Consider the following 21,898-nt stretch of genomic DNA (forward strand, 5'->3'; position numbering starts at 1 on the left):
GCTGGCGGCTAGACGTGCGCGGGCCGCGCGGCGCGAGCGCATCGCCCGCGGGCGGTGTTGGGTGCTCGCTCATTGCAGCGTCTGCGCCTTGCCGGCGTCGGCGGGACGCGAATCGCCCCGCGCGGCGGGCGCATCTTCCGCTGCCGACGCCCCGGCGACCCGACTCTCGTCGAGGGTCTCCGCGCGCAGGCCGTCGATGGCGTTGGGCATGTGAGTGGTCACGATGAGATCGCCACGCCCGAGCAGCGGCGAGCGCACCAAGAGCCGCTCATCGCCATCCGCACCGCCCTGGCGCTCGCCGAGCGTATCCACGTCGATCCCCACCATGCGGCCGTCCTGGAGCTTGTAGATGCGTCCACCGCCGTAGACGGCGCGGAAGGGCACGGCGACCACGCCGTCTCGGGCTGGCCGCTCCAGGCGCACCGTGAGCATCTGCCCGAGCCTGAGCGCGGACGGGTCGCCGCTCACCTCAAACAGCCCGTCGACGCCGCTCGGCCCCGCCTCGCCGGCGATGCGCTCCAGCGCCAGCTCCAGCGCCTGATCGCCCGGGTCGGCCGTCGCCGGCAGCCGGCCATGCTCGTGCAGCGCCGCCAGCAGCTCCGCCTGGTAGGGCGCGGGAATACGGGCCCGCACCTGCAAGCTGTCCAGCCCGAACATGCGCACCAGCACTTCGCCCTTGGCCACCTGGTCGCCCGCGGTGACCTCGACGCCGGTGACGATGCCGTCATAGGGGGCGCGGATGGTGGCACGCTCGTACTCGAGCTGGAGCTCCTGGAGCCGCGCCTGGTTGCTCGCGAGCCGTGCCTCGAGGGCACGCAGGCGGGTGGGATGGTCGGCCAGGCTCATCTCCCGATTGCTGACGACCAGGGCCTGCTGCACGGCGGCCTGTTCCGCATCATCCAACGCCTGCTCGGCGCCGACCTTTTCCGCCTTGAGCCGCCGCTGGCGCTCGACGGCATCGCGCGCCAGCTCGAGCAGGCGCTTCTCCTGCGCCAGGGCCAGGCGGTCGGTCTCGTAGCGGTTCTGCTCGCTGCCGATCTCGGCCTCCAGCTCGGCGATCTGCGCCTTCACCTGGTCGATGCGCGGCACGAAGTCGCGCGCGTCCAGGCGCACCAGCACGTCCCCCGCGCGCACGCGCTCGCCATCGCGCACCGCCACCTCGGTGACCCAGGCCGGCGCGGAAGCGGTGGCGCGCAGCAGATCAGGCGTCTCGACACGGCCGTACAGCCTGAGCTCCGGGGCCATACGCTCGGGCATCGTCCGCTCGACCTCCACCCGCCAGATGCGCTCCTGCACCTCCGGCGGCGGCTGCTCCGGTCTGGTGGACTTGAGCACCCGGAAAACGCCGACACCGAGCACGAGCACCACGATGGGGAGAAGAATCTTGATGGCTTTACGCACGGTCCGGCTCTGCTGCTTGGTCGGGTGTGCCGCCACGCCCGGTGCGGAACGCTGTCGCGCCGCGCCGGGTGCAGGGCTGCTGGTCAACCGCTTAAGGATCAGGCCGCCGGCCGCCAAGAGCAACGCGGCATGTCAATTCGCATGACTTTGATCCGGCTTTTCCGCGGACCGGGGCTGCCCGCGGCCTCGCCCCCGCCATCCGCGTCGCCATCGACCGATCCGGGACTGGTGGCTGGACGACCGCCGGCGTACCTCGCGCAAAGTGTCCGCGACGACAGAACACGCCAGAGCGCTCGTCGCAAGGCCCTATTTGTGTATATCTAACCCCCTGATGCAAAAATATTGCAGAGAGCATTTTTCGTGTTCGACTGACAGCGAATACGCAGCATTTCGCCGGCTCCATGGCCCTAAGCATATACATAACGTGTTCTACAACGAAGCATCCTCGTCATCTGCGCGCGGTAGAATACCCTTACAGTTTTGAAAGACTCGTACCTATAGTTACGTGCACTATTTCCCTTAGGTCGCTCGGCGTTTTGGCGTCCTCACTCCGCTTTAGACGAGGTGTTCAAGCATGTTCGGCAAGACGGGCTCGATTCTGCTTTCCATCGGCAATCTGCCGCCGCAAGTCTCCCGGAAAGCCCTGAAAGCCCATGTCCAGGGCGTCATCGACGGCCTCCATGACACCGGGTTTCGTCTGACGCCCGCCATCTGCAGTTGCAACATCCTGCGGCTCACGAACCCCGACACGGGCATCGTCACGCACCAGGGTCTGGTCTCGATCCAGCCGGCAAAGCTGGCGTTTCAGGTGATGGAAGTCTTGGAGCAGACCCCTCTGCGCGGACTCAACCTGCAGGTGAGCCGGTACCGCCACAGCAGCTTTCCCGTGAATTCGAGCATGCCGCTCACATCCATGAGCGACCTGCTCGGCGTCAGCGCAAATCGCGAGCGCGGACAGCTCGCGCCGCTCAAGCTAGACCTCGTCGCCGACACCGGCGTGCACAAGCCCGATGCCGCGCAGCCGTCGACAGCCAACCCCGACAGCGCCTTCGCTCACTGATTGCCCAAGCCCCGCGCTTGGCAGCCCCAGCTCCTGCCGCCGAGCCAAACCCGCCCCGCCGCGCCGCGCCCTGCGGGGTGCTCCGCCGCGTTCCCGAGCATCGCAACCCAAGAACGTCAGGCGCTCGCTTCGCGAGCCGTCATGCTCACGCGGAGCGCTCGTTGCCCGTGCGGCTGGACGACGCGACCCGAGGCGGCGGCGCGATGGAGCGCACGCGCAAATGCAGGGCAGTTTTGGCAAGCAAATGGGCGCTCACCGGCGCGGTGATGAACAGGAACACCGTCACCAGCAGCTCGTGCAGGCTGATGCCCTCGCCTTCCATGCTGAAATGGATCACCGACGCCGTGAGCAGCGCGCCGACGCCGAGGGTCGTCGCCTTGGTGGGGCCATGCAGGCGGCTGTAGAAATCGCCAAGCCGCGCCAACCCCAGGGAGCCAATGAAGGTGAAGGCCGCGCCGATGACGATCAGCACCGAGATGGCGATTTCCTGCATGTTGCACCTATTCGATGATGTCGCCGCGCAGCAGGTACTTGCACAGCGCGGCCGTGCCGACGAAGCCCATCATGGCGATCAGCAGCGCCGCCTCGAAGTACAGCCCACTGCCGAGCCAGATGCCCACCAACACCAGCAACGCGATGGTGTTCACGTACAGGGTGTCCAGCGCCAGGATGCGATCCGGATGGTCCGGACCGACCAGCAGCCGCCACAGGCTCAACAGCATGGCGGCGCAGACGAGGGTCAAGGCGATGATGAGGGCGATGCTCAGCATGGTGGCTCGAACGTGTCCGGCTTGAAGATGTCGGGTTCGACGATGTCTGGCTCGAAGATGTCTTTAAGGGGCCGCTCGTAGCGGGTCTTGATCTCCCGCGCCAGCGCGTCGGGGTCCGTCACCCGCAGTCCGTGCACCAGCAGGGTGCGGCGGTCCGGGCTCAGCCAGGCGGACACGGTGCCCGGGGTCAGGGAGACGGTGTTGGCCAGGATGCTGAGGGCCAGCTCGGTGCGCAACTCCAGCTGCACCGGCACGAAGGCCGGCCGGGCAAAGCGACGCCCCCCAAGGATCAGCAGGGCGACGGTGAGGTTCGCCACCAGGATGTCCCAGAGCACCTTCACCAGAAAGAACACGAGCCACCAGGGCCGTGCAATACGCACCCGATCCGGCCAGAAGCGGCGCGTGAACAGCGGAATGGCCCAGCCCAGGCACAGGCCCAGCAACGCCTGGCCGCTGGTGAAGCTATTCACGAGCAACAGCCAGACCAGGGCCAAGGCCAGCGTCAGCAGCGGATGCGGCAACAGGCGGCCCAGCATGTTCAGGTCTCCGCGGCGCCGACCAGCACCGCCTGGATGTAGCGCTGCGGCTGCAGCAGGCCCTCGGCAGTGGCGGCGGTAAAGTCCGTGACGGGGCCGGCGGCGGCCACCAGGGCCAGGCACAGGGCGGCGAGACCCATCACGGGTGCGAGCCGGGACCAGTCCGGCCCGGCGTGTTCCTCGCGCCCGCCGACGACACAGCGATCGCCCGCGCCGCCTTGGCGCGCGCCCTCCTCACCCGCGACCGCCGGTGCAAGGTCAGACACCGTCGCGGCGCTGGCCCAGCCGCGCAACCCGCCGGTTGGTCGGTAGAACAACAGGCTGCCGCTACGTGCCAGCGCAACGATGGTGAGCAATCCCACGCTCAGCACCAGCGCGAGCACCCAGGGCATGGCTGGCAGGTCCAGCGCGGCCTGCAGCAGCATCCACTTGCCGAGGAAGCCGGACAAGGGCGGCAGACCGGCGATGGTCACCGCCAGCAGGAAAAACAGTCCCCCCACCAACGGTGCGGCCGGCACCGCCGGCCCGGGATTCAGCCGGTCGCCCAGGGCGCCGCGACCGCGGGCGATGACGTCCGCCAGCAAAAACAGGGCCGCGGCGGCGAAGGTACTGTGCGGTAGATAATAGAGCCCGGCGGCGATGCCCCGGGACGTGCCCAGCGCAAAGGCGGTCAGCAGGGTGCCGATGGACAGCACCACCAGGTAGGCGGCCTGACGGCGCAGGCCATCGGCGGACAGCACGCCGAGACCCGCCACGACGATGGTCAGCAGCGCCAGCGGCAGCAGAAACGGCTCCAGCAGGTGCGCCAGCGGGCCGGCGTCGGCGCCGAAGATTAGCGTCTCCACTCGCAGGATGGCGTAGGCACCCACCTTGGTCATGATGGCGAAGAGCGCCGCCACCGGTGCCGACGTGCCCGCGTAGGCGGCCGGCAGCCAAAGATACAGTGGCACCAGTGCCGCCTTCAGCGCAAACACCGTGAACAACAGCAGGCCGGCCGCGCGCACCAGCCCCACGTCCGACGGGGCGGTGGCGGCCACCTTGACGGCCAGATCGGCCATGTTCAGCGTGCCGAGGATGGCGTAGAGGGTGCCCACCGCAAACAGGAACAGCGTCGAGCCGAGGAGGTTCAGGATCACCAGGTGCAGGCCCGCGCGCACCCGCGCGCGTCCGCCACCATGCAGCAGCAGGCCATAGGATGCCAGCAGCAACACCTCGAAGAACACGAACAGGTTGAACAGATCGCCGGTCAGAAAGGCGCCATTCAGCCCGAAGAGCTGAAGTTGGAACAGCGGGTGGAAGTGACGGCTGCCGCTGTCGGTGCCCTGCACCGCATACAGCAACGCGAAGCAGGCCAGCAGGGCCGTGATCAGCAGCATCCAGACGCTGAGGCGGTCGGCCACCAGGGCGATTCCATAGGGTGCCGGCCAATTGCCCACCTGGTAGACCAGGATGCCCTCGCCGGCCACCTGCACGAACAGCCAGAGCACGGCCGCCAGTTCCAGCGCCACGGCACCCAGATTGAGCTTGCGGCGGAGCGCCAAAGACAGCCGCCGCCGGGTCAGCAGCAGAACGATCGCCGCCAGCAGCGGCAGCAGCAGCGGGACGATAACGGCCTGGCTCAAGCCTCGTCCTCCCGGTCGTTCGCCCAGCCGTCTGCCCGATCCTGCTCCCACTCATCCCTCGGGTTGTCCGGTGGGCGGCCATCCACGTGATCGTTGCCGAGCTCCGCCTTGGCCTTGAGTGCCAGCATGATCACGAACGCGGTCATGCCGAAGGCGATGACGATGGCCGTCAGCACGAGCGCTTGGGGCAGCGGATCGGCATAACCGGCAGCCGTGTCGCTGATCACGGCCGGCTGCCCCACGGTGAGCCGCCCGGTGGCGAACAGGAAGAGGTTTACGCCATAGGACAGGAGCGTCAGGCCAAGCACCACGGGAAAGGTGTAGGCACGCAGAGCCAAATAGACGCCACAACCGGTGAGACTGGCGATGATGCCGGCGAACAGGGCTTCCATGACAGCAGACTCCGTCAGTCGGCGGCGAGGCGAGACGTCGGATGCGGTGCCGCGTCGCGGGCAGCCCGCGGGCGACCGGCGTCGGGCAGATGGCTGGCGCCGTGCATCAGGCCCATGTGCACCAGGATCAGAAGCGTGGCTCCCACCACCACCAAATAGACCCCGAGGTCGAAGGCGATGGCCGAGGCCAGTTCGAAGTCGGCGAACGGCCAGTGCACATGGGTGAAGGCAGAGGTCAGGAACGGATAGCCCAGCAGCATGCTGGCGCTGCCGGTGACGAGCGCGGTCAGCAGCCCAAGACCGATGGCCGGGTGCAGGTTACGCGGCATCCGTGCATGCGTCCAATCCACGCCGTTGGCCAGGTACTGCATGATCAGGGCCACCGCCGTCACGAGTCCGGCGATGAAACCGCCGCCCGGCAGGTTGTGGCCACGCAGGAAGATGAACACCGCCACCAGCAGCGCCAGCGGCAGCAGCAGACGCACCAGCGCGGCCATGATGGGCGGGTGCACGTCCCAGTCCCAGGGCCGGCCGGCGATGTCGTACCGCGGTCCGGGCAGCCGCAGATCCTTCAGCAGGGCATAGATGCCGAGCCCCGCCAGGGCCAGCACGGTGATCTCGCCGAGGGTGTCAAAGCCGCGGAAGTCCACCAGGATCACATTCACCACGTTGGCGCCGCCGCCCCCGGAGACGCTGTTGTCCAGAAAGAACCGCGAGATGCTCGCGTGCGGACGGGTCAGCATCGCCCAGGACAGAATGCCGGCGCCGCCGCCGGCGCCCAGGGCGATGAAGAAATGCCCGAGCCGCCGGCCGGTGTCGGTCTCCACCGGCGTGCGCCGCGGCAGGAAATACATGGCCAGCAGCAGCAGGACGATGGTGACCACCTCCACCGACAGCTGGGTCAGAGCCAGATCCGGCGCCGAGAACTTCACAAAGATCAGCGACACCAGGAGCCCGGCGGCGCCCAGCACGATCAGCGACGTGAGCCGGCGCTGGTGGATCAGCACCGACGCGAGCCCCACCACCACCAGCATCGCCGCCACCAGCACGCTGGCCGCGTCGGGCGCACTCACCGCCACCGGGCCGGTGATGGGCAGGCGCGGCGGGATGATGCCGACAGCACCGGCGACCAGCGCGGTGACGATGAACACCGCGGCGAGGCGCTGCAGGGAGCCGGTGTCCAGCAACCGGGTGACGGCCCCGGCCAGCGCCAGCACCTGGCGCAACACCCACCGGTAGACGGCGGGAGCATCCAGCAGGCCGTGCCAGCGACGGGCCAGGGCGAACAGTGGCCGGCGCCCGCCGTAGACCAGCACGCCGCCCACCAGCGCCACCACGCTCATGAGCAGCGCGGCATTGAAGCCATGCCAGATGGCGAGGCTGTAGTGAGGCGGTTCCGCCTGCAGCACGGCGGCCACCGCCACGTGGAGAAACGGCCCAACGGTATAGGCCGGCGCGACGCCCACCAGCAGGCAGATGGCCACCAGCACCTCCACTGGCACCTGCATCCAGCGCGGCGGCTCGTGCGGCGTGCGCGGCAGGTTCACCGGCTCACCGTTGAAGAAGACGTCGTGGATGAAGCGCAGGGAATAGGCCACCGCCAGTACGCCCGCAAGCGCCACGGTGGCGGGGAATACCCAGATCCAGACGCTGTCCCTGGCGAAGTTCACGGCCTCGCCGAAGAACATTTCCTTGGACAGAAAGCCGTTGAACAGCGGCACGCCGGCCATGGAGAGCGCCGCCACGATCGCCAGGGTCGCCGTGTAGGGCATGTAGCGCCAGAGGCCGTTGATGAGCCGCATGTCACGGGTGCCGCATTCGTGGTCGATGATGCCCGCGGCCATGAACAGTGATGCCTTGAAGGTGGCGTGGTTGATGATGTGGAACACGGCGGCCACCGCCGCCAACGGCGTGCCGATGCCGAACAGCAGCGTGATCAGTCCCAGGTGGCTGATGGTGGAGTAAGCGAGCAGCCCTTTGAGGTCGTGCTTGAACAGCGCAAAGTAAGCGCCCATCAGCAGCGTGGTCAGCCCGAGGCCCATGACCAGGTAGGACCACGCGTGGGTGCCCGAGAGCACCGGGAACAACCGCGCCAGCAGGAACACGCCCGCCTTCACCAGGGTGGCGGAGTGCAGATACGCCGAGACGGGCGTCGGCGCCGCCATGGCCTGTGGCAGCCAGAAGTGGAACGGAAACTGGGCGGACTTGGTGAAGGCCCCCAGCAGGATCAGCACGAGCATCGGCGTGTAGAGGGGGTGTGCCCGGATCGCATCGCCCTGGGCCAGGATCGCCGACAGATCGTAACTACCCGCGATCCGCCCCAGCAGCAGAAAGCCGCCCAGCATCGCGAGCCCGCCGAGGCCGGTGATGGTGAGTGCCATGCGCGCGCCGTTGCGGGCATCGCTGCGCTGCTGCCAGTAGCTGATCAGCAGGAACGACGACAGGCTGGTCATCTCCCAGAACATCAGCAGCAGCAGGATATTCTCCGACAGCACCACGCCCATCATCGAGCCCATGAACAGCAGCAGGTAGGCGTAGAAGCGGCCGGTGGAGTCCGATTCCGACAGGTAATACCGGGCGTAGAGGATCACCAGCAGACCGATGACCAGGATCAGGATCGCAAACAGCATCCCCAGCCCGTCCAGCCGGAAGGCCAGGTTCAGACCCAAGTCCGGGAGCCACGCCAACTGTTGCACCAGCGTCTCGCCATGGAACACCGCCGGCTTCGACGGGATCAGCGCGGCCAGCGCGAGCGCGGCCAGCACCCCCGCCATCCAGGCGGCGTGCAGCCGGCCGAAACGCGACACCCAGGCAGCCAGCGGTGCACCGAGAAGCGGGATCAGAACGACAAGGGACAGATTCATGGGGAGGCACGTTGTCGCGACGCACGGAGTCTAACGCAAGCACCGCGGGTGCAGGAGCCGCAGAACACCGGTCATGCCAGTCATGCCGGGCCACACTCGGCGCCGCAAGCGCGCTGCTCTGAACGGCCCGGTCACGGCTGCTTCGCTAAGCCGGGCCGGCGGCACCTTTCGACTCCACCGCCAACAGGCGCCGCAGCAGGTCCAGCGCCAGGTCGCCGATGCCCGGCGCCTCGGACTCCCGGGGACCCGCGACATTCAGCACCCGAACGCCCTGCCCTCGCAGCCAGGCATCGATGATGTCGGGCTCGGGCGCCGCGTCCAGGTCCAGTTGGAGCAGCGGCCGTCCGCGACGCCGTGCGGCCTCCGCGGTCAGCGCCGTGCCGCCGGCGAGTGCCCCACGGTGCAGGATCAGCGTGGCGTCGCTGTCGCGGACGTTCCACTCGGTGCGCTGCGCCGGATCGGCACTCGGGGTTTCGTGCAATGGATAGCGCTCCGGGATCACACCGTCCTCCGCGGCGCGCCCCTTAGGGCACCAACCACCGACCGCAATGCCCTGCGCCAGCGCGGCGTCCAGCGCGGCACGGTCGACACCCGTCTGACCGCCGCTGACGAGGCGCGTCAAGGACCATGCCCGCCGGGCCCGCAGCGCGGCGATCAGCTCACGGTCGCGGCGGGCGAAGTACTGGTCCTCGTCCGCCTGCTCCTTCAGACGCAGCTTGTCGATGAAGTCGGGCATGGCGGTAATCGAGAGCGCGCGGAGCCATGATCGGTGAAGCGAGGCAGATCAGCGCCTCGGCATGGACCGCCGCGGCGGCATCGGCCACCATGGTAACCGAGGAATCCGCAGGCCCACACCCAGCATGCCCAAGACCTTGCCCATCAGCACGGCACTACCCTCCGCTGCCGACAGCTATCGGCTCGTGGCGTGGCTGTTCCTGCGCCTGCTGGGACTCGTCTACTTCGCCGCCTTCGCGTCGCTTGCGCTGCAGATCCAGGCGCTGGCGGGCGCCGAGGGCATCCATCCCATCGCCGAACAACTGCTGCGCGCCCGGGAGATCTACGGGGCGCTGCGCTTCCTGCAGTACCCGTCGCTGTTCTGGCTCAACGCCAGCGACCTGGCGCTGCTGGCGGTCGCCTGGGGCGGTGCGCTGCTCGGGCTCTTGCTGTTCCTCGGCCGCGACAACCGCGTCCTGCTGATCCTGCTCTACCTTTGCTATCTGTCGCTGTACCAGGCCGGACAGCGCTTCACGAGCTTCCAGTGGGACTATCTGCTGCTGGAGACGGGCTTTCTCGCGATCCTGCTGCCCGGGGGGCCCAGGCTCGTGGTTTGGCTGTTCCGCTGGGTGCTGTTCAAGCTGCGGTTTCTGTCCGGGCTGTCGAAGATCATCAGCGGCGACGAGAGCTGGCGGCATCTGACGGCGCTGAACCACTACTTCGAGACCCAGCCCCTGCCCCACATTGGCGCCTGGTACGCGCACCAACTCCCGGATTGGCTCTTGCGCGTCGGCACCGCCGGCACCCTGTTCGTTGAGTTGGTGGTGCCGTTTTTCTTTCTGCTGCCGCGGCGCTTCCGGCACATCGGCGCCTGGCTCACCATCCTGTGGCAGGTGCTGATCATCGCCACCAGCAACCACAACTTCATCAACCTGCTCACCATCCTGCTGTGCCTGTTCCTGTTCGACGACCGCGCGCTGGCGCGCGTGCTGCCGCGCCGGCTGCCGGCCTGGGCCACCGAGCGCTCACCGCTACCCGTAAAGGCACGCCCGCTGGTGACCGCACTCAGCGTCGGCGTCGCGCTGGTGGTGGTGCCGGCGAGCGTGGTGTCCGCAGCGGAGATGGTCTGGCGCAAGCCGATTCCCACCCTCAGCGGCTGGGTCGACTACCTCGAGCCCTATCGCATCGCCAACCGCTATCATATCTTCCCGATCATCGACCGCGAGCGCATTGCTGTGCAGGTGGAGGCGTCGCGCAACGGCCGCGACTGGGTGGAGCTCGACTGGCGCTATGCGCCGGACGACCCCGCGGAAATGACACCCTTCGTCGTACCGCGCCAGCCGCGCTGGGACTGGCAAATCTGGTTCGTGCCCAAGGCGCCGCCCTTCCTTGACGACTTCGGGACCTTTCTCGAACGGCTGCTGGAGGGCTCGCCGCCCGTAACCCGGCTGCTGGCGAAGCCGCCGTTCGCCGACGGGCCGCCGACGATGCTGCGGGTGCGGGTCTACCGCTACCGGTTCGCAACGCCGGAGGAGCACGCCAAGCAAGGCGTCTGGTGGGTGCGCGAGGACCTCGGCCCCTTCTGGCCGCTGCCGGCTTTGAACGTCGACGACTTGCGCCCGGCCGCACGGCCGCAGCGCGCCTAGGCAGGAAGGGCCGAGGGCCGAGCCCCAAAGCGCGACCGCCCAGTTTCCGTCGACTGCCGTTCCGGCCCTTGGCCCTTAGCCCTTTCTGATCGGTGCTGCGCTGCACATCTGGCTTCACACATCTGCAACGATCTAGGCCCTTCAAGCGACTTGGTGCCGTCCTGTCGTTGCCCGTCTCAGTGCCCGTTCGGCGCGCCGAACAGCGCCGCGTAGTTCTGCGCCGTCAGCTCGGCAACGGCCGCGGTGGTCATCCCGCGCAGCTCGGCGATCTTCTCCGCCACGTGCACGACGAAGCGCGGCTCGTTCCTCTTGCCGCGGTGCGGCATCGGGGCCAGGTAGGGGGAGTCGGTCTCGATGAGCAGACGCTCCGGCGGCACCCGGCGCGCCACGTCGCGCAGCGCCTCGGCGTTGCGGAAGGTGACGATGCCCGAGAACGAGATATAGAAGCCCAGATCCAGCGCCTGCCGGGCCATGTCCCAGGTCTCGGTGAAGCAGTGCATGACCCCGCCGGCCGCATCAGCGCCGGTCTCGCGCATGATGGCGATGGTGTCTTCGCGGGCATCGCGGGTGTGGATAATGAGCGGCAGCGCGCTGCGGCGGGCGGCATCGATGTGCACCCGAAAGCGCTCCCGCTGCCACTCCAGGTCGCCCTGGTTGTAGTGGTAGTCGAGACCCGTCTCGCCGATGGCCACCGCACCGCTCTCGGCAGCGAGCCGCACCAGTTCCTCGACTGTGGGCTCGCGCGCGTCACGCTCGTTCGGGTGCACGCCGACCGAGATGGAGACGTCCGGCTGCCCCGCCACCCGCGTGCGCATGGCGTCGAAATCCTCGAGGTCGATACAGACACAGAGCATGTGGCCGACGCCGGCCGCGCGGATCGCTTGCATCAGGGCGTCGAAGCGCCCCGCGTAAGGCGTGAGGTCAACGCGGTCCAGGTGGCAATGGGAGTCCACGAGCATGATCCGGCTCCAAATCAGTCTGCCGGCACCGCGTACCAGCGCCTTACATGGTGTGGGTAGGACGGTCGGCTTCCAAACCGCCGGCGAGGTATTCCTCGATCTTGCGCCGCGCGTCGCCCTTGTCCTGCTCGGTGAACTGGATGCCGACGCCCACTTGCCGGTTGCCCTCGGCGCCGAGAGGCGTGATCCAAACGACGGTGCCGGCCACGGGAATGCGCTCCTTCTCGTCCATTAGCTGAAGCAGCAGGAACAGCTCGTCGCCCAAGCTGTAGCGCTTGCTGGTGGGAATGAAGAGTCCGCCGTTGCGCACGAAGGGCATGTAGGAGGCATAAAGCGCCGCCTTGTCCTTGATGGCGAAGCTCAGGATGCGTTGGCGGCCGGTTTGTGATTCGGAGTCCATGGTGTCTTGCGCGATGCGATGCGCCGCGTGGTGGTGCCGGCCAGTTGCAGCGGCTATGGAACGGGCCTGGAATGGATCTGGAACGAATCAGGCCGATCGGCTCAGTTGGGCCCAGCGCAACAGCAGGGATTCGAACAGCAGCTGCTTGTTCACGGTCGACGTAGCCTGCGCGCGCGCGGCATAAATCTGCCGCAGGTAGTGATGGCCCTGTCGCGGCTCCAGGCCGGGTGCGATGGACGCCAGCGCGCGGCGCTGGTCCGGGTTAGTCAGATGCTTCACGCCGGGGTCCACCCCAAGCCGTAACCGGTCGCTCACCCAGCCGGCGAGCCAGTCCAATACTAGCCCCGGCTCCAGGGACTGCCAAGCCTGGGCGACGGCGAGCGGATCCGTGCTCCCCGTACTGACGGCCTCGAGGCCTTGCAGGCACCGTGTCCGCGCCTCGAGTTGTCCCTCCGCGGCCAGCTCCAGCGCCCGCAACGGCGCGCCGTGGGCGATGTCGAGCAGTCGTGCGCCGTCCCCCTTGCCCGCGAGTTGCTCGTTCAGCCAACGCAAGGCGGCCTCCGCTGGCGGCACGGCGAGCGTCAACCGCTGACACCGGCTGCGGACGGTGGCCGGCAAGCCGCCCGGCGCCTCCGACACCAGCAGCCAAAGTGTGGCGGCGGCGGGCTCCTCCAGCGTCTTGAGCAGGCTGTTGGCGGCCACGGTGTTCATGGCCTCCGCCGGTGCGATGCAATAGACGGCACGCCGCCCCCGGCTCGACGTCATGGCCTGGCTTCCGCACAGCGCCCGGACCTGATCCGCCTTGATCTCGCGGGTCTTGCTGTCTTCGTCCGGCACCAGCCGGGCCAGGTCCGGGTGACTGCCGGCCGCGAGCAGCCGGCAGTCCTCACAGGTCCCGCAGGGCAGCCCGTCCGATGTCGGTTGCGCACAGAGTAGCGCCGCGGCGAGCAGATCCGCGAAGCGGCGCTTGCCAATGCCGGCGGGGCCGGTGATCAGCAATGCATGGCCGAGGCGATCGGTGCGGACGGCGGCCTGGACGGACTGCCACGGCGCATCGAGCCAGGGCAGTGGCGCCAGCGAGAGCGGCTCGGCGAGGATCATTGCGATGAGTCCGTCCCGCCTCGCGCCGGACTCCGCGCCGGGCCGACGCGGGCGAGATAGGCGCGGACCGCGGCCAGGGTCTCGGCGGTCACGACGGCCTGCTCGCGCCCGGCATCAATGCACACTATGCGCCCGGGCTCGGCCGCGGCACGCGCCAAATAGGCATCGCGCACGCGCTCGAAGAAATGCAGCGCCTCCGACTCGAAGCGGTCCGGCGCTGAGCGCCCGCGCGCACGGGCCAGACCCATCGCCGCCGGCAGGTCGAACAGCAGGGTCAGATCCGGCCGCAGCGTGCCCTGCACCAGTGCCTCCAGCATCCCGATGCGCTCCGGCGGTACGCCGCGGCCGCCGCCCTGGTAGGCGTAGGTGGCATCCGTGAAGCGGTCGCAGACGACCCAGGTGCCTGCATCCAGTGCCGGCACGATGCGCCGGTGCAAGTGCTCGGCGCGGGCGGCGAACATGAGCAGCAGCTCGGTATCGCCATGCATGCCGGTGTTGGCGGGGTCCAGCAGGACCGCGCGAATGCGCTCGGCGATCTCGCTGCCGCCCGGCTCGCGCGTGACCAAGACATCGAGACCGGCGGCGCGCAGTCCGTCCGCAACGGCCTCGCGCTGGGTGGTCTTGCCGGCGCCCTCGATGCCCTCCAGCGTGATGAAGTGCCCGCGCATGTCGCTTGCCCTTGGTCGCCCCGGCCCGGCGCGGCTCAGATGTCGGCCGCGGCCGTCTCCGGCTTGTCCGCAGGCGCATCGGCGCCGCCGGTCTCTTCATGGCGCAGCTCTGCGCAGGGCTGCTTGAGCTGGAAATGCCTCACGGCGCAATTGTGCTCCTCCAGGGTAGCAGAGAAGTAGTGGCTGCCGTCGCCGCGGGCGACGAAGTAGAGCTCGTCCCCCGCGGCCGGGTGCAGCACCGCATGGATGGCCTCCCGGCTCGGCAGGGCGATAGGGGTCGGTGGCAGCGCCGGGATCACGTAGGTGTTGTACGGCGTCTCCCGACGCAGGTGCGCACGGGTGATGTTGCCATCGAAGTCCTCGCCCAGCCCGTAAATCACCGTAGGGTCGGTCTGGAGCTTCATGCCCTGCTCGAGCCGGCGGGAGAAAACGCCGGCGATGCGCGGGCGCTCGTCGGCCTTGCCGGTCTCCTTTTCGACGATGGAGGCGAGGATCAGCGCCTCGTAGGGTGTCTTGACGGCTAGGTCGCCGCCACGCGCGCCCCATTCCTCATCCAGCACCTCGCGCATGCGCCGATACGCACGGGTCAGAATCTGCACGTCCGTGGCACCGCGCTGGAACAGATAGGTGTCCGGATAGAGCCAGCCCTCCGGGTGCTCCGACTCGATCCCCAACCGCTTGACCAGCTCATCGTTGGGCAAGCCCTTGAGCTCCATCTCGAAGACACCGGCATCATCGACCGCCGCGAGCGCCTGGCGGAAGGTCATGCCGGGCACAATGGTCACCGGGAACTGGATCGACCTGCCGCTGGTCAGTCGCGCCAGCACCTGCGGCGGCGTCATGCCGGGCTCGATGGCGTACTCGCCGGACTTCAGGGCGTTCTGCTGGTTGTGCTCGTAGGCAAGCATCGTGAACAGGAACCGGCTCCTGATCCAGCCACGGTCGGCAAGATCGTGCGCGACACCACGGATGGTGGCCCCGTTGGGAACCTTGTAGACCACCTGCTCGGCGTTCAGCTTCACCGGTGTGGCAAGGAAGTCCTGGTACAGCGCCCAACCGCCCCAGGCGGCGGCACCGCCGGCGATGGCGAGCACCAGCAAGGTCGAAAGGATGGTCTTCACGCAAGGGTCTCCGGTTCGAGCGCGGTCGCCCGCACCCGGTCGATCAATGCCGCCGGCACGGTGCCGGCGCTATAGCGATGCTCGCACAGCCAACCCACCGGCATCAGCCCCAGCAACGCATTGCTCATCATGAGCCCGTCGGCGGCATGCAGGTCAGACAGGTCGAGCTGCCGTTCCTGGAACGGGATGCCGAGCGCCGTTGCGCAGTCCCGCACCACATCCCGAACCGTGCCGGCGACGCCGCACCGCGTCAGGGGCGGTGTAGCGATGCCGGCCGCGTCCAGGACGTAGATATTCGACATGGTGCCGCAGACCGGGTGCCCGCGCCCATCGGACATGATGCCATCGAGGATGCGCGGATCCGACCACTCGGCGCGCGCCAGCACCTGCTCCAGCCGGTTCAGGTGCTTGATGCCGGCAAGTCGTGCATTGTCGCCAAGCGGGGTTTCGCACAGCGTTAGCCGGATGATGGCTTCAGTGCCCCGCCTCGGCTCGGGTAGGCCCGGATGGAAGGAGAGAATGCGTGTCGGTCGCGGTGCCGGCGGCGCGGCGTAGCCGCGCGCGCCGCTGCCACGGGTGAGGATGAGCTTGAGTACGCCGTCGGCTGCGTCGGCGCCGTCGAGCAACTGCCGCGCCTCGGCGACGAGGGTGTCCGGCGCCGGCACCGGGATGCCGAGACGCTCGCAGCCCAGCGCGAGCCGCTCCAGGTGCCGTTGCCACAGGCAGGGACACCGGCCCCGGACCGCGATCGTCTCGAAAAGGCCGTCACCGTAGTGCAAGCCACGGTCGGTGACGGCCACACGGTCGGCGGCACGGCCGTCGACCAGTGCTGAAGCGCGGGCCACGTCCCTCTACCTCACGCGCCTCCCAATGCTCGGGGAACGACGCGCTAGATGCGCTTGAAGATCAGCGTCCCGTTGGTACCGCCGAAGCCGAACGAGTTGCTGAGCGCATAGTCGATGCGCATCTGGCGCGCCTCATTCGGCACGTAGTCCAGGTCGCACGCCGGGTCCGGCGTCTCGTAGTTGATGGTGGGCGGCGCCACCTGGTCGCGAATGGCCAGCACACTGAAGATGGCCTCCGCGCCACCGGCGGCACCAAGCATGTGCCCGGTCATGGACTTGGTGGAGCTCACGGCGACCTTGTAGGCGTGCTCGCCCATGGCGAGTTTGATACCCTTGGTCTCCGCGATGTCACCCGCTGGCGTCGAGGTGCCATGGGCATTGATGTAGTCGATGATCCCGGCATCGATACCGGCGTCTTCCAATGCCAGCCGCATGCAGTCTGCGGCACCAGCGCCGTCCTCGGACGGTGCGGTCATGTGGTAGGCATCGGAGTTCATGCCGATGCCGACGACCTCGGCAAGAATCGGCGCACCGCGCTTGACGGCCGCCTCATACTCCTCCAGCACCATGACGCCAGCGCCGTCGCTGAGCACGAACCCATCGCGCTCCTTGTCGAAGGGACGGCTCGCCCGCTGGGGATCGTCATTGCGCGTCGACAGCGCCCTGGCTGCCGCGAAGCCACCGAGCCCCACCGGCGATGTCGCCATCTCAGCGCCGCCCGCCACCATCGCATCGACCATGCCATAGCGGATCATGTAGGCCGCCTGACCGATGTTGTGCGTGGCCGTGCTGCACGCGGACACGATGGAGAAGTTCGGCCCCTTCAGCCCATACTTGATGGACAGGTCTCCGGCAACCATGTTGACGATGTTGGCCGGTACGAAGAACGGCGAGATCTTGCGCGGACCACCTTCGACGTAGGCGGCGTAGTTGTTTTCGATGCCCGTGATGCCACCGATGCCCGAGCCCACCGCCACGCCGATGCGCTTGGAGGTTTCCTCGGTAATGGGCAGCCCCGACGCCTCGATGGCTTGGGTACCCGCCGCGACGCCATAATGGATGAAGGCATCCATCTTGCGCGCCTCCTTCTTGGAGACGTACTGGGTGGCATCGAAGCCATAGATCGGACCGCCGAACCTGGTACTGAAGGGTCCGACGTCGAAATGGGTGATGGGCTGGATGCCGCTGCGCCCGGCCAGAATGTTCTCCCAGGCGGAGGCGATGTCGAGCCCGACGGGCGCAACGATGCCCACACCGGTGACGACGACCCTTCTACCTCTCATGCTTCACCTCTCGACAACCTGCTGAGGCGGCTGCGCCCGCCGGACGCCCGCCATCATGCCGTGGCGCCGCGGATGCGACGCCCCACCGCGGGGCGCGGTACGCGGCTCAGTTCAGGTGCTCATTGATGTAGTCGATTGCTTGCTTGACCGTGGTGATGTTCTCGGCATCCTCGTCGGGAATCTCGGTATCGAACTCCTCTTCGAGTGCCATCACCAGCTCGACCGTGTCCAAGGAATCGGCGCCGAGATCGTCGACGAACGAAGACTCCGGCGTCACCTCCTCTTCCTTGACGCCGAGTTGCTCGACGACGATCTTCGTGACTCGCTCTTGAACGCTGCTCATGCTGTTTAACCCTCTTGACGTGTATGGGCCGCGGCGCGGTGCGCCGGCGGTATTTTAGTGACAAACGCGTGCCGTTGAAAGCTCGGAACCTATTGACAAAACGCAACTAAGGTTCTGATAACTCGTTACTTTCGTCCCGGCACACCACGGGCACGCTAGGCCATGTACATGCCGCCGTTGACATGCAGCGTCTCACCGGTGATGTAGCTCGCTGCCGGCGAGGCGAGAAAGGCCACTGCGGCGGCAACTTCTTCCGGCGCGCCGAGCCGGTTCAGCGGAATCGACGCCAACAGGGCTTGTCGATGATCGTCGCCCAGCCCGCGGGTCATGTCCGTGTCGATAAACCCGGGGGCCACGCAATTGGCGGTGATGCCGCGCGCGCCCACCTCCCGGGCCAGGGATTTGGTGAAGCCGATCATGCCGGCCTTGGCGGCGGCGTAATTGGCCTGGCCCGCGTTACCGGTGGCGCCCACCACCGACGAAATATTGATGATGCGGCCCTTTCGTGCCTTGGTCATTGGCCTGAGACAAGCCTTCGTGAGCCGATACACCGAGGTCAGGTTAGTGGCGATGATGGCGTCCCAGTCCGCCTCCTGCATTCGCAGCAGGAGACCGTCGCGAGTGATGCCGGCATTGTTCACCAGGATGCCGGGCGCGGCGCCGAAGGCTTCCTCGATGGCAGCGAGCGTGGCCTCGATGGAGGCCGGATCGGTCACGTTGAGCTCGAGCCCGATGACCTGTCGGCCTTCGCCCGCCAGTTCCTCGCCGATACGCGCGGCACCCGCGGCCGTCGTCGCCGTACCCGCCACGGCGGCGCCCTGCTCCAACAGAGCCGTCGCGATGGCCCGGCCGATGCCGCGGCTCGCGCCCGTCACCAATGCCACTTCGCCGTCAAGCATTCCCGATCACCTCCAGAGCGTGGTCCAACCCCGCCGGGTCGAATACCGGCAGGGTCGTGATGGTCTTGTCGATACGCTTGCCAAGACCTGCGAGCACCTTGCCGGGACCGGCCTCCACCGCCGTGGTGATGCCCATGCCCGCCAGCGCACGGATGGTCTCGACCCAGCGCACCGGGCTGTAGAGCTGTTGCGCCAGCAGGTCGCGCAGGGTGTCCGGATCTTCCGCGATCGCCACGGAGACATTGTGCAGCACCGGTACAGCGGGCAGACGCAGCTTCGTTGCTGCCAGACGCTCCGCCAACCGTTCGCCGCTGTCCCGCATCAGCGCACAATGCGACGGGACGCTGACCGGCAGCACCACCGCCCGCCTGGCGCCGGCGGCCTTCGCCGCGGCGACACCCCGCTCCACCGCCGCCTTGCCGCCGGCGATCACCACCTGCCCGGGTGCGTTGAAGTTGACCGCCTCCAGCACTTCGCCGTGCGCTTGCTCAGCGCAGACCTCGACAACTTGCGCGTCATCGAGCCCGAGGATGGCCGCCATCGCCCCCTCGCCGGCCGGCACCGCGGCCTGCATGAGCTGCGCACGCTCAGCGACCAGGCCAATGGCGTCCGCAAAGTCCAGCGCATCGGCACAAACCAGCGCCGTGTACTCACCGAGGCTGTGACCGGCCATGGCCGCGGGCGTCGCGCCCCCGCGCGCCTGCCAGCAGCGCCACACGGCGACCCCGGCGGCAAGCATCGCGGGCTGCGTATTCTCGGTCTGGTCGAGTCGTTCGGCCGGCCCCTCGGCCGCCAGCGACCAGACGTCCCGGCCGAGCACGGCGGATGCCTCGGCGAACGTCTCGCGGACCTGCGGGTAGGCGTCGGCGAGGTCCGCCAGCATGCCGACGGACTGTGACCCCTGGCCGGGGAAGAGAAAGGCGAGCTTGGTTTCGGTCATTCGATGATCAGGAGATATGCGGGCGATGTGCGGGCAATGAGCAGACGATAAGCCGGCAGTAGACAGGCAGGCGAGACGGCAGCCCGGTCCGTACCGGATTGCGATGGTGCCTCAGTAACGCAGCAGCACCGAGCCCCAGGTGAAGCCGCCGCCGAAGGCCTCCATCAGCACCGTCTGGCCGCGCTGGATGCGCCCGTCACGCACCGCCTCGTCGAACGCGAGCGGCACCGAGGCCGCCGAGGTGTTGCCATGCCGGTCCACGGTCACCACCACCTGCTCCATGGCCAGATCCAGCTTGCGGGCGGTGGCCTGGATGATACGAAGATTGGCCTGGTGCGGCACCAGCCAGTCGATGTCGGCGCGGGTCATACCGTTCGCGTCGAGGGTCTCGTCGACGATGCGCCCGAGCGTCGTCACCGCCACCCGGAACACCTCGTTGCCCTTCATCTCCATGTACGGCGAGCCGTTGAAACCGTTGCCGATCCCGGCCGGCACCTGCAGCAATTCGCGGTAGGCGCCGTCGGCGTGCAGGTGCGTCGAGACGATGCCTGGCTCGCTGTCGGCACCGAGCACGACGGCGCCGGCACCGTCACCGAACAGCACGCATGTGCCGCGGTCGGTCCAGTCGATGATGCGCGAGACTGTCTCGGAGCCCACCACCAACGCGTGGCGGGCGGCACCGGTGCGGATGAACTTTTCGGCGACGCCGAGGGCGTAAATGAAGCCGGTGCAGACCGCCTGGACATCGAAAGCGGGGCAGCCGCGGATGTCCAGCCGATGCTGAAGCAGACAAGCGTTGCTCGGGAAGATCTGATCCGCAGTGGTGGTGGCAACGACGATCAGATCGATGTCTGACGGCGCGATACCGGCGGCGTCCATGGCGCGCCGCGCGGCCTGTTCGGCCAGGTCGCCGCAGGTCTCGCCGTCGGCGGCGATGCGCCGCTCGTGTATACCCGTGCGCTCCCGGATCCACGCGTCCGAGGTGTCCACCATGCGCTCGATGTCCTGGTTGGTCAGGACCTTCTCCGGCAGATACCCGCCGGTGCCCAGGATGCGTGCGTAGGTCGTCATGCGCTCGCCCGCATCGGTGCCGTGTCCAGATGTGCCGCCACCTCGTGCTCGATGCGCGAGATGACCTTGGCCTCGATCTCGTGCCGCGCGATGTGGATGGCATTCTCGAACGCGGTGGCATCCGCACCGCCGTGACTCTTCACCACGATGCCACGCAGACCCAGCAGGCTGGCGCCGTTGTAGCGCCGTGGGTCCGCCTCTTCCTTGAAGGCCCGGAGCGTCGGCAGCGCCAGCAGCGCCGACAGCCGCGACCAGAGGTTCTTGCGGAAATGCTTGCCCAGCATGTGGGCGACGAGCTTCGCGACGCCCTCGCTGGACTTGAGCGCAACATTGCCGACGAAGCCGTCGGCCACCACGACATCCACATCGCCCATGAAGATGTCGTCCCCCTCGACGTAGCCGACATAATTGAGGTCGGAGCCGGAGATGAGATCGTGCGCACGACGCACCTGGTCGTTGCCTTTGATCTCCTCCTGGCCGATGTTCAGCAGTCCCACCCTGGGGCGCGCAACGCCTTCCACGGCCTTCACCAGCTCGCTGCCCATGACCGCGAACTGGAACAGGTGCTCCGCGCTGCAATCCACGTTGGCCCCGAGGTCCAGCATATGCGTTCCGCCCCGCGCCGACGGCATCGCGCTGATGATGGCAGGCCGGTCCACGTTCGGCAGCGTCTTCAGCACGAAGCGCGCCGTGGCCATGAGCGCACCGGTGTTGCCGGCGCTGACACAGGCATCCGCCGCGCCTTCCTTGACCAGGTCGATGGCGACGCGCATGGAGGAGTCCTTCTTGCCGCGCAGCGCCTTGGACGGCAGCTCATCCATGCCCACTGTCTGGCTGGCGTGATAGATGCGGATGCGGGCGTCCTCATCCACGCGGGGCTCGGCGGCGAGCATCGGCTCGATGACCTCCCGCTGCCCCACCAGGACCAGGTTGATGTTCTGTACCTTGCTCAGGAAGGCCCTGGCGGCAGGAATCACGACCCTGGCGCCGTGATCCCCGCCCATGGCGTCAAGCGCGATGGTCGGAGGTCGGCTCATGTTCCGCTCCCGCGGGCTCGCAACGGACGGCGCCGGCAAGCGTGTTATTCGGAGCGGTCCACGACCTTGCGGCCGCGGTAGAAGCCATCGGGCGTGACGTGGTGCCGGCGATGGATCTCGCCGGTGGTGGCATCTTCCGACAGGGTCGGTCTGCTGAGCGCGTCGTGGGAGCGGCGCATGCCGCGCTTCGACGGGGTCTTTCGGTTCTGCTGAACGGCCATGATGA

The 21,898-nt window shown here is 67.9% G+C and carries 23 protein-coding genes; 2 read left to right on the forward strand and 21 right to left on the reverse strand.

All coding sequences use genetic code 11. From position 1 onward, the window contains the following. Positions 1 to 69: 69 nt before the first annotated feature. Entirely contained in the window at positions 70 to 1,401 is a 1,332-nt protein-coding gene (locus tag LJE69_RS18350; RefSeq protein WP_296927494.1) for an efflux RND transporter periplasmic adaptor subunit, read from the reverse strand. 574 nt (positions 1,402 to 1,975) lie between these two features. On the opposite strand from LJE69_RS18350, the gene LJE69_RS18355 reads away from it, so the two are divergent. Then, positions 1,976 to 2,461, forward strand: a complete 486-nt coding sequence (locus LJE69_RS18355; protein WP_296927495.1) for a hypothetical protein — start codon at positions 1,976 to 1,978, stop codon at positions 2,459 to 2,461. A 145-nt stretch (positions 2,462 to 2,606) separates the two neighbouring features. Here the strand turns inward: LJE69_RS18355 and LJE69_RS18360 are convergent, their stop codons facing one another. The 7 genes from LJE69_RS18360 to LJE69_RS18390 all read right to left on the reverse strand — a co-directional run bounded on the left by LJE69_RS18360 (position 2,607) and on the right by LJE69_RS18390 (position 9,381). Continuing rightward, entirely contained in the window at positions 2,607 to 2,954 is a 348-nt protein-coding gene (locus LJE69_RS18360) for a Na+/H+ antiporter subunit G (protein WP_296927496.1), read from the reverse strand. Positions 2,955 to 2,961: 7 nt separating this feature from the next. After that, the gene (locus tag LJE69_RS18365) at positions 2,962 to 3,231 is read right to left on the reverse strand and encodes a K+/H+ antiporter subunit F (protein WP_296927497.1); all 270 of its coding nucleotides are present in this window, start codon (positions 3,229 to 3,231) and stop codon (positions 2,962 to 2,964) included. Further along, on the reverse strand, positions 3,225 to 3,767 hold the full coding sequence (locus LJE69_RS18370; protein WP_296927498.1) for a Na+/H+ antiporter subunit E: 543 nt from the start codon (positions 3,765 to 3,767) through the stop codon (positions 3,225 to 3,227). The genes LJE69_RS18365 and LJE69_RS18370 overlap by 7 nt, the downstream gene beginning before the upstream one ends. A 2-nt stretch (positions 3,768 to 3,769) precedes the next feature. Beyond that, positions 3,770 to 5,389: a monovalent cation/H+ antiporter subunit D gene (locus LJE69_RS18375; protein ID WP_296927499.1), complete on the reverse strand. Its 1,620-nt coding sequence runs from the start codon at positions 5,387 to 5,389 to the stop codon at positions 3,770 to 3,772. Then, a complete protein-coding gene (locus LJE69_RS18380) occupies positions 5,386 to 5,781 on the reverse strand; it encodes a Na+/H+ antiporter subunit C (RefSeq protein ID WP_296927500.1) in 396 nt (131 codons plus the stop codon). The genes LJE69_RS18375 and LJE69_RS18380 overlap by 4 nt, the downstream gene beginning before the upstream one ends. Positions 5,782 to 5,795: 14 nt before the next feature. Further along, the gene (locus LJE69_RS18385) at positions 5,796 to 8,645 is read right to left on the reverse strand and encodes a monovalent cation/H+ antiporter subunit A (protein ID WP_296927501.1); all 2,850 of its coding nucleotides are present in this window, start codon (positions 8,643 to 8,645) and stop codon (positions 5,796 to 5,798) included. Positions 8,646 to 8,790: 145 nt separating this feature from the next. Then, positions 8,791 to 9,381 carry a putative molybdenum carrier protein gene (locus LJE69_RS18390; RefSeq protein ID WP_296927502.1) on the reverse strand — a complete coding sequence of 197 codons (591 nt, stop codon included), beginning with the start codon at positions 9,379 to 9,381 and terminating at the stop codon, positions 8,791 to 8,793. 124 nt (positions 9,382 to 9,505) lie between these two features. On the opposite strand from LJE69_RS18390, the gene LJE69_RS18395 reads away from it, so the two are divergent. After that, positions 9,506 to 11,005, forward strand: a complete 1,500-nt coding sequence (locus LJE69_RS18395) for a lipase maturation factor family protein (protein WP_296927503.1) — start codon at positions 9,506 to 9,508, stop codon at positions 11,003 to 11,005. A 176-nt stretch (positions 11,006 to 11,181) separates the two neighbouring features. Here the strand turns inward: LJE69_RS18395 and LJE69_RS18400 are convergent, their stop codons facing one another. The 13 genes from LJE69_RS18400 to rpmF form a co-directional block, all read right to left on the reverse strand. Then, positions 11,182 to 11,964 carry a TatD family hydrolase gene (locus tag LJE69_RS18400; RefSeq protein WP_296927504.1) on the reverse strand — a complete coding sequence of 261 codons (783 nt, stop codon included), beginning with the start codon at positions 11,962 to 11,964 and terminating at the stop codon, positions 11,182 to 11,184. A 43-nt stretch (positions 11,965 to 12,007) separates the two neighbouring features. Continuing rightward, entirely contained in the window at positions 12,008 to 12,364 is a 357-nt protein-coding gene (locus LJE69_RS18405; protein ID WP_296927505.1) for a PilZ domain-containing protein, read from the reverse strand. A gap of 87 nt (positions 12,365 to 12,451) precedes the next feature. After that, positions 12,452 to 13,465, reverse strand: a complete 1,014-nt coding sequence (locus LJE69_RS18410) for a DNA polymerase III subunit delta' (protein WP_296927506.1) — start codon at positions 13,463 to 13,465, stop codon at positions 12,452 to 12,454. Next, positions 13,462 to 14,133, reverse strand: a complete 672-nt coding sequence (gene tmk / locus LJE69_RS18415) for a dTMP kinase (protein WP_296927507.1) — start codon at positions 14,131 to 14,133, stop codon at positions 13,462 to 13,464. The genes LJE69_RS18410 and tmk overlap by 4 nt, the downstream gene beginning before the upstream one ends. 35 nt (positions 14,134 to 14,168) lie before the next feature. Further along, positions 14,169 to 15,254, reverse strand: coding sequence for an endolytic transglycosylase MltG (mltG, locus tag LJE69_RS18420; RefSeq protein ID WP_296927508.1), 1,086 nt, complete (start codon positions 15,252 to 15,254; stop codon positions 14,169 to 14,171). Further along, positions 15,251 to 16,099 carry an aminodeoxychorismate lyase gene (pabC, locus tag LJE69_RS18425; RefSeq protein ID WP_296927509.1) on the reverse strand — a complete coding sequence of 283 codons (849 nt, stop codon included), beginning with the start codon at positions 16,097 to 16,099 and terminating at the stop codon, positions 15,251 to 15,253. The genes mltG and pabC overlap by 4 nt, the downstream gene beginning before the upstream one ends. A 44-nt stretch (positions 16,100 to 16,143) precedes the next feature. After that, complete coding sequence (gene fabF / locus LJE69_RS18430; protein WP_296927510.1) at positions 16,144 to 17,382, reverse strand: beta-ketoacyl-ACP synthase II; 1,239 nt, start codon at positions 17,380 to 17,382, stop codon at positions 16,144 to 16,146. 106 nt (positions 17,383 to 17,488) lie between these two features. After that, positions 17,489 to 17,725, reverse strand: coding sequence for an acyl carrier protein (gene acpP, locus LJE69_RS18435; protein ID WP_296927511.1), 237 nt, complete (start codon positions 17,723 to 17,725; stop codon positions 17,489 to 17,491). 155 nt (positions 17,726 to 17,880) lie between these two features. Continuing rightward, positions 17,881 to 18,624, reverse strand: coding sequence for a 3-oxoacyl-ACP reductase FabG (gene fabG / locus LJE69_RS18440; RefSeq protein WP_296927512.1), 744 nt, complete (start codon positions 18,622 to 18,624; stop codon positions 17,881 to 17,883). After that, positions 18,617 to 19,564: an ACP S-malonyltransferase gene (gene fabD, locus LJE69_RS18445; RefSeq protein ID WP_296927513.1), complete on the reverse strand. Its 948-nt coding sequence runs from the start codon at positions 19,562 to 19,564 to the stop codon at positions 18,617 to 18,619. The genes fabG and fabD overlap by 8 nt, the downstream gene beginning before the upstream one ends. A 111-nt stretch (positions 19,565 to 19,675) precedes the next feature. After that, positions 19,676 to 20,635, reverse strand: coding sequence for a beta-ketoacyl-ACP synthase III (locus LJE69_RS18450; RefSeq protein ID WP_296927514.1), 960 nt, complete (start codon positions 20,633 to 20,635; stop codon positions 19,676 to 19,678). Next, positions 20,632 to 21,672, reverse strand: a complete 1,041-nt coding sequence (gene plsX / locus LJE69_RS18455) for a phosphate acyltransferase PlsX (protein ID WP_296927515.1) — start codon at positions 21,670 to 21,672, stop codon at positions 20,632 to 20,634. Before plsX ends, LJE69_RS18450 begins: the two co-directional genes overlap by 4 nt. A gap of 44 nt (positions 21,673 to 21,716) precedes the next feature. Then, the gene (rpmF, locus tag LJE69_RS18460) at positions 21,717 to 21,893 is read right to left on the reverse strand and encodes a 50S ribosomal protein L32 (RefSeq protein ID WP_296927516.1); all 177 of its coding nucleotides are present in this window, start codon (positions 21,891 to 21,893) and stop codon (positions 21,717 to 21,719) included. Between the last annotated feature and the right edge of the window lie 5 nt (positions 21,894 to 21,898).

The organism is Thiohalocapsa sp. (assembly GCF_022340605.1).
Lineage (GTDB): Bacteria > Pseudomonadota > Gammaproteobacteria > Chromatiales > Chromatiaceae > Thiohalocapsa.

Coding starts and splice junctions, on each gene's coding strand:
- LJE69_RS18355 (WP_296927495.1), top strand. CDS start 1,976: ATGTTCGGCAAGACGGGCTCGATTCTGCTTTCCATCGGCAATCTGCCG.
- LJE69_RS18360 (WP_296927496.1), bottom strand. CDS start 2,954: ATGCAGGAAATCGCCATCTCGGTGCTGATCGTCATCGGCGCGGCCTTC.
- LJE69_RS18365 (WP_296927497.1), bottom strand. CDS start 3,231: ATGCTGAGCATCGCCCTCATCATCGCCTTGACCCTCGTCTGCGCCGCC.
- LJE69_RS18370 (WP_296927498.1), bottom strand. CDS start 3,767: ATGCTGGGCCGCCTGTTGCCGCATCCGCTGCTGACGCTGGCCTTGGCC.
- LJE69_RS18380 (WP_296927500.1), bottom strand. CDS start 5,781: ATGGAAGCCCTGTTCGCCGGCATCATCGCCAGTCTCACCGGTTGTGGC.
- LJE69_RS18385 (WP_296927501.1), bottom strand. CDS start 8,645: ATGAATCTGTCCCTTGTCGTTCTGATCCCGCTTCTCGGTGCACCGCTG.
- LJE69_RS18390 (WP_296927502.1), bottom strand. CDS start 9,381: ATGCCCGACTTCATCGACAAGCTGCGTCTGAAGGAGCAGGCGGACGAG.
- LJE69_RS18395 (WP_296927503.1), top strand. CDS start 9,506: ATGCCCAAGACCTTGCCCATCAGCACGGCACTACCCTCCGCTGCCGAC.
- LJE69_RS18400 (WP_296927504.1), bottom strand. CDS start 11,964: ATGCTCGTGGACTCCCATTGCCACCTGGACCGCGTTGACCTCACGCCT.
- LJE69_RS18405 (WP_296927505.1), bottom strand. CDS start 12,364: ATGGACTCCGAATCACAAACCGGCCGCCAACGCATCCTGAGCTTCGCC.
- LJE69_RS18410 (WP_296927506.1), bottom strand. CDS start 13,465: ATGATCCTCGCCGAGCCGCTCTCGCTGGCGCCACTGCCCTGGCTCGAT.
- tmk (WP_296927507.1), bottom strand. CDS start 14,133: ATGCGCGGGCACTTCATCACGCTGGAGGGCATCGAGGGCGCCGGCAAG.
- fabF (WP_296927510.1), bottom strand. CDS start 17,382: ATGAGAGGTAGAAGGGTCGTCGTCACCGGTGTGGGCATCGTTGCGCCC.
- acpP (WP_296927511.1), bottom strand. CDS start 17,725: ATGAGCAGCGTTCAAGAGCGAGTCACGAAGATCGTCGTCGAGCAACTC.
- fabG (WP_296927512.1), bottom strand. CDS start 18,624: ATGCTTGACGGCGAAGTGGCATTGGTGACGGGCGCGAGCCGCGGCATC.
- fabD (WP_296927513.1), bottom strand. CDS start 19,564: ATGACCGAAACCAAGCTCGCCTTTCTCTTCCCCGGCCAGGGGTCACAG.
- LJE69_RS18450 (WP_296927514.1), bottom strand. CDS start 20,635: ATGACGACCTACGCACGCATCCTGGGCACCGGCGGGTATCTGCCGGAG.
- plsX (WP_296927515.1), bottom strand. CDS start 21,672: ATGAGCCGACCTCCGACCATCGCGCTTGACGCCATGGGCGGGGATCAC.
- rpmF (WP_296927516.1), bottom strand. CDS start 21,893: ATGGCCGTTCAGCAGAACCGAAAGACCCCGTCGAAGCGCGGCATGCGC.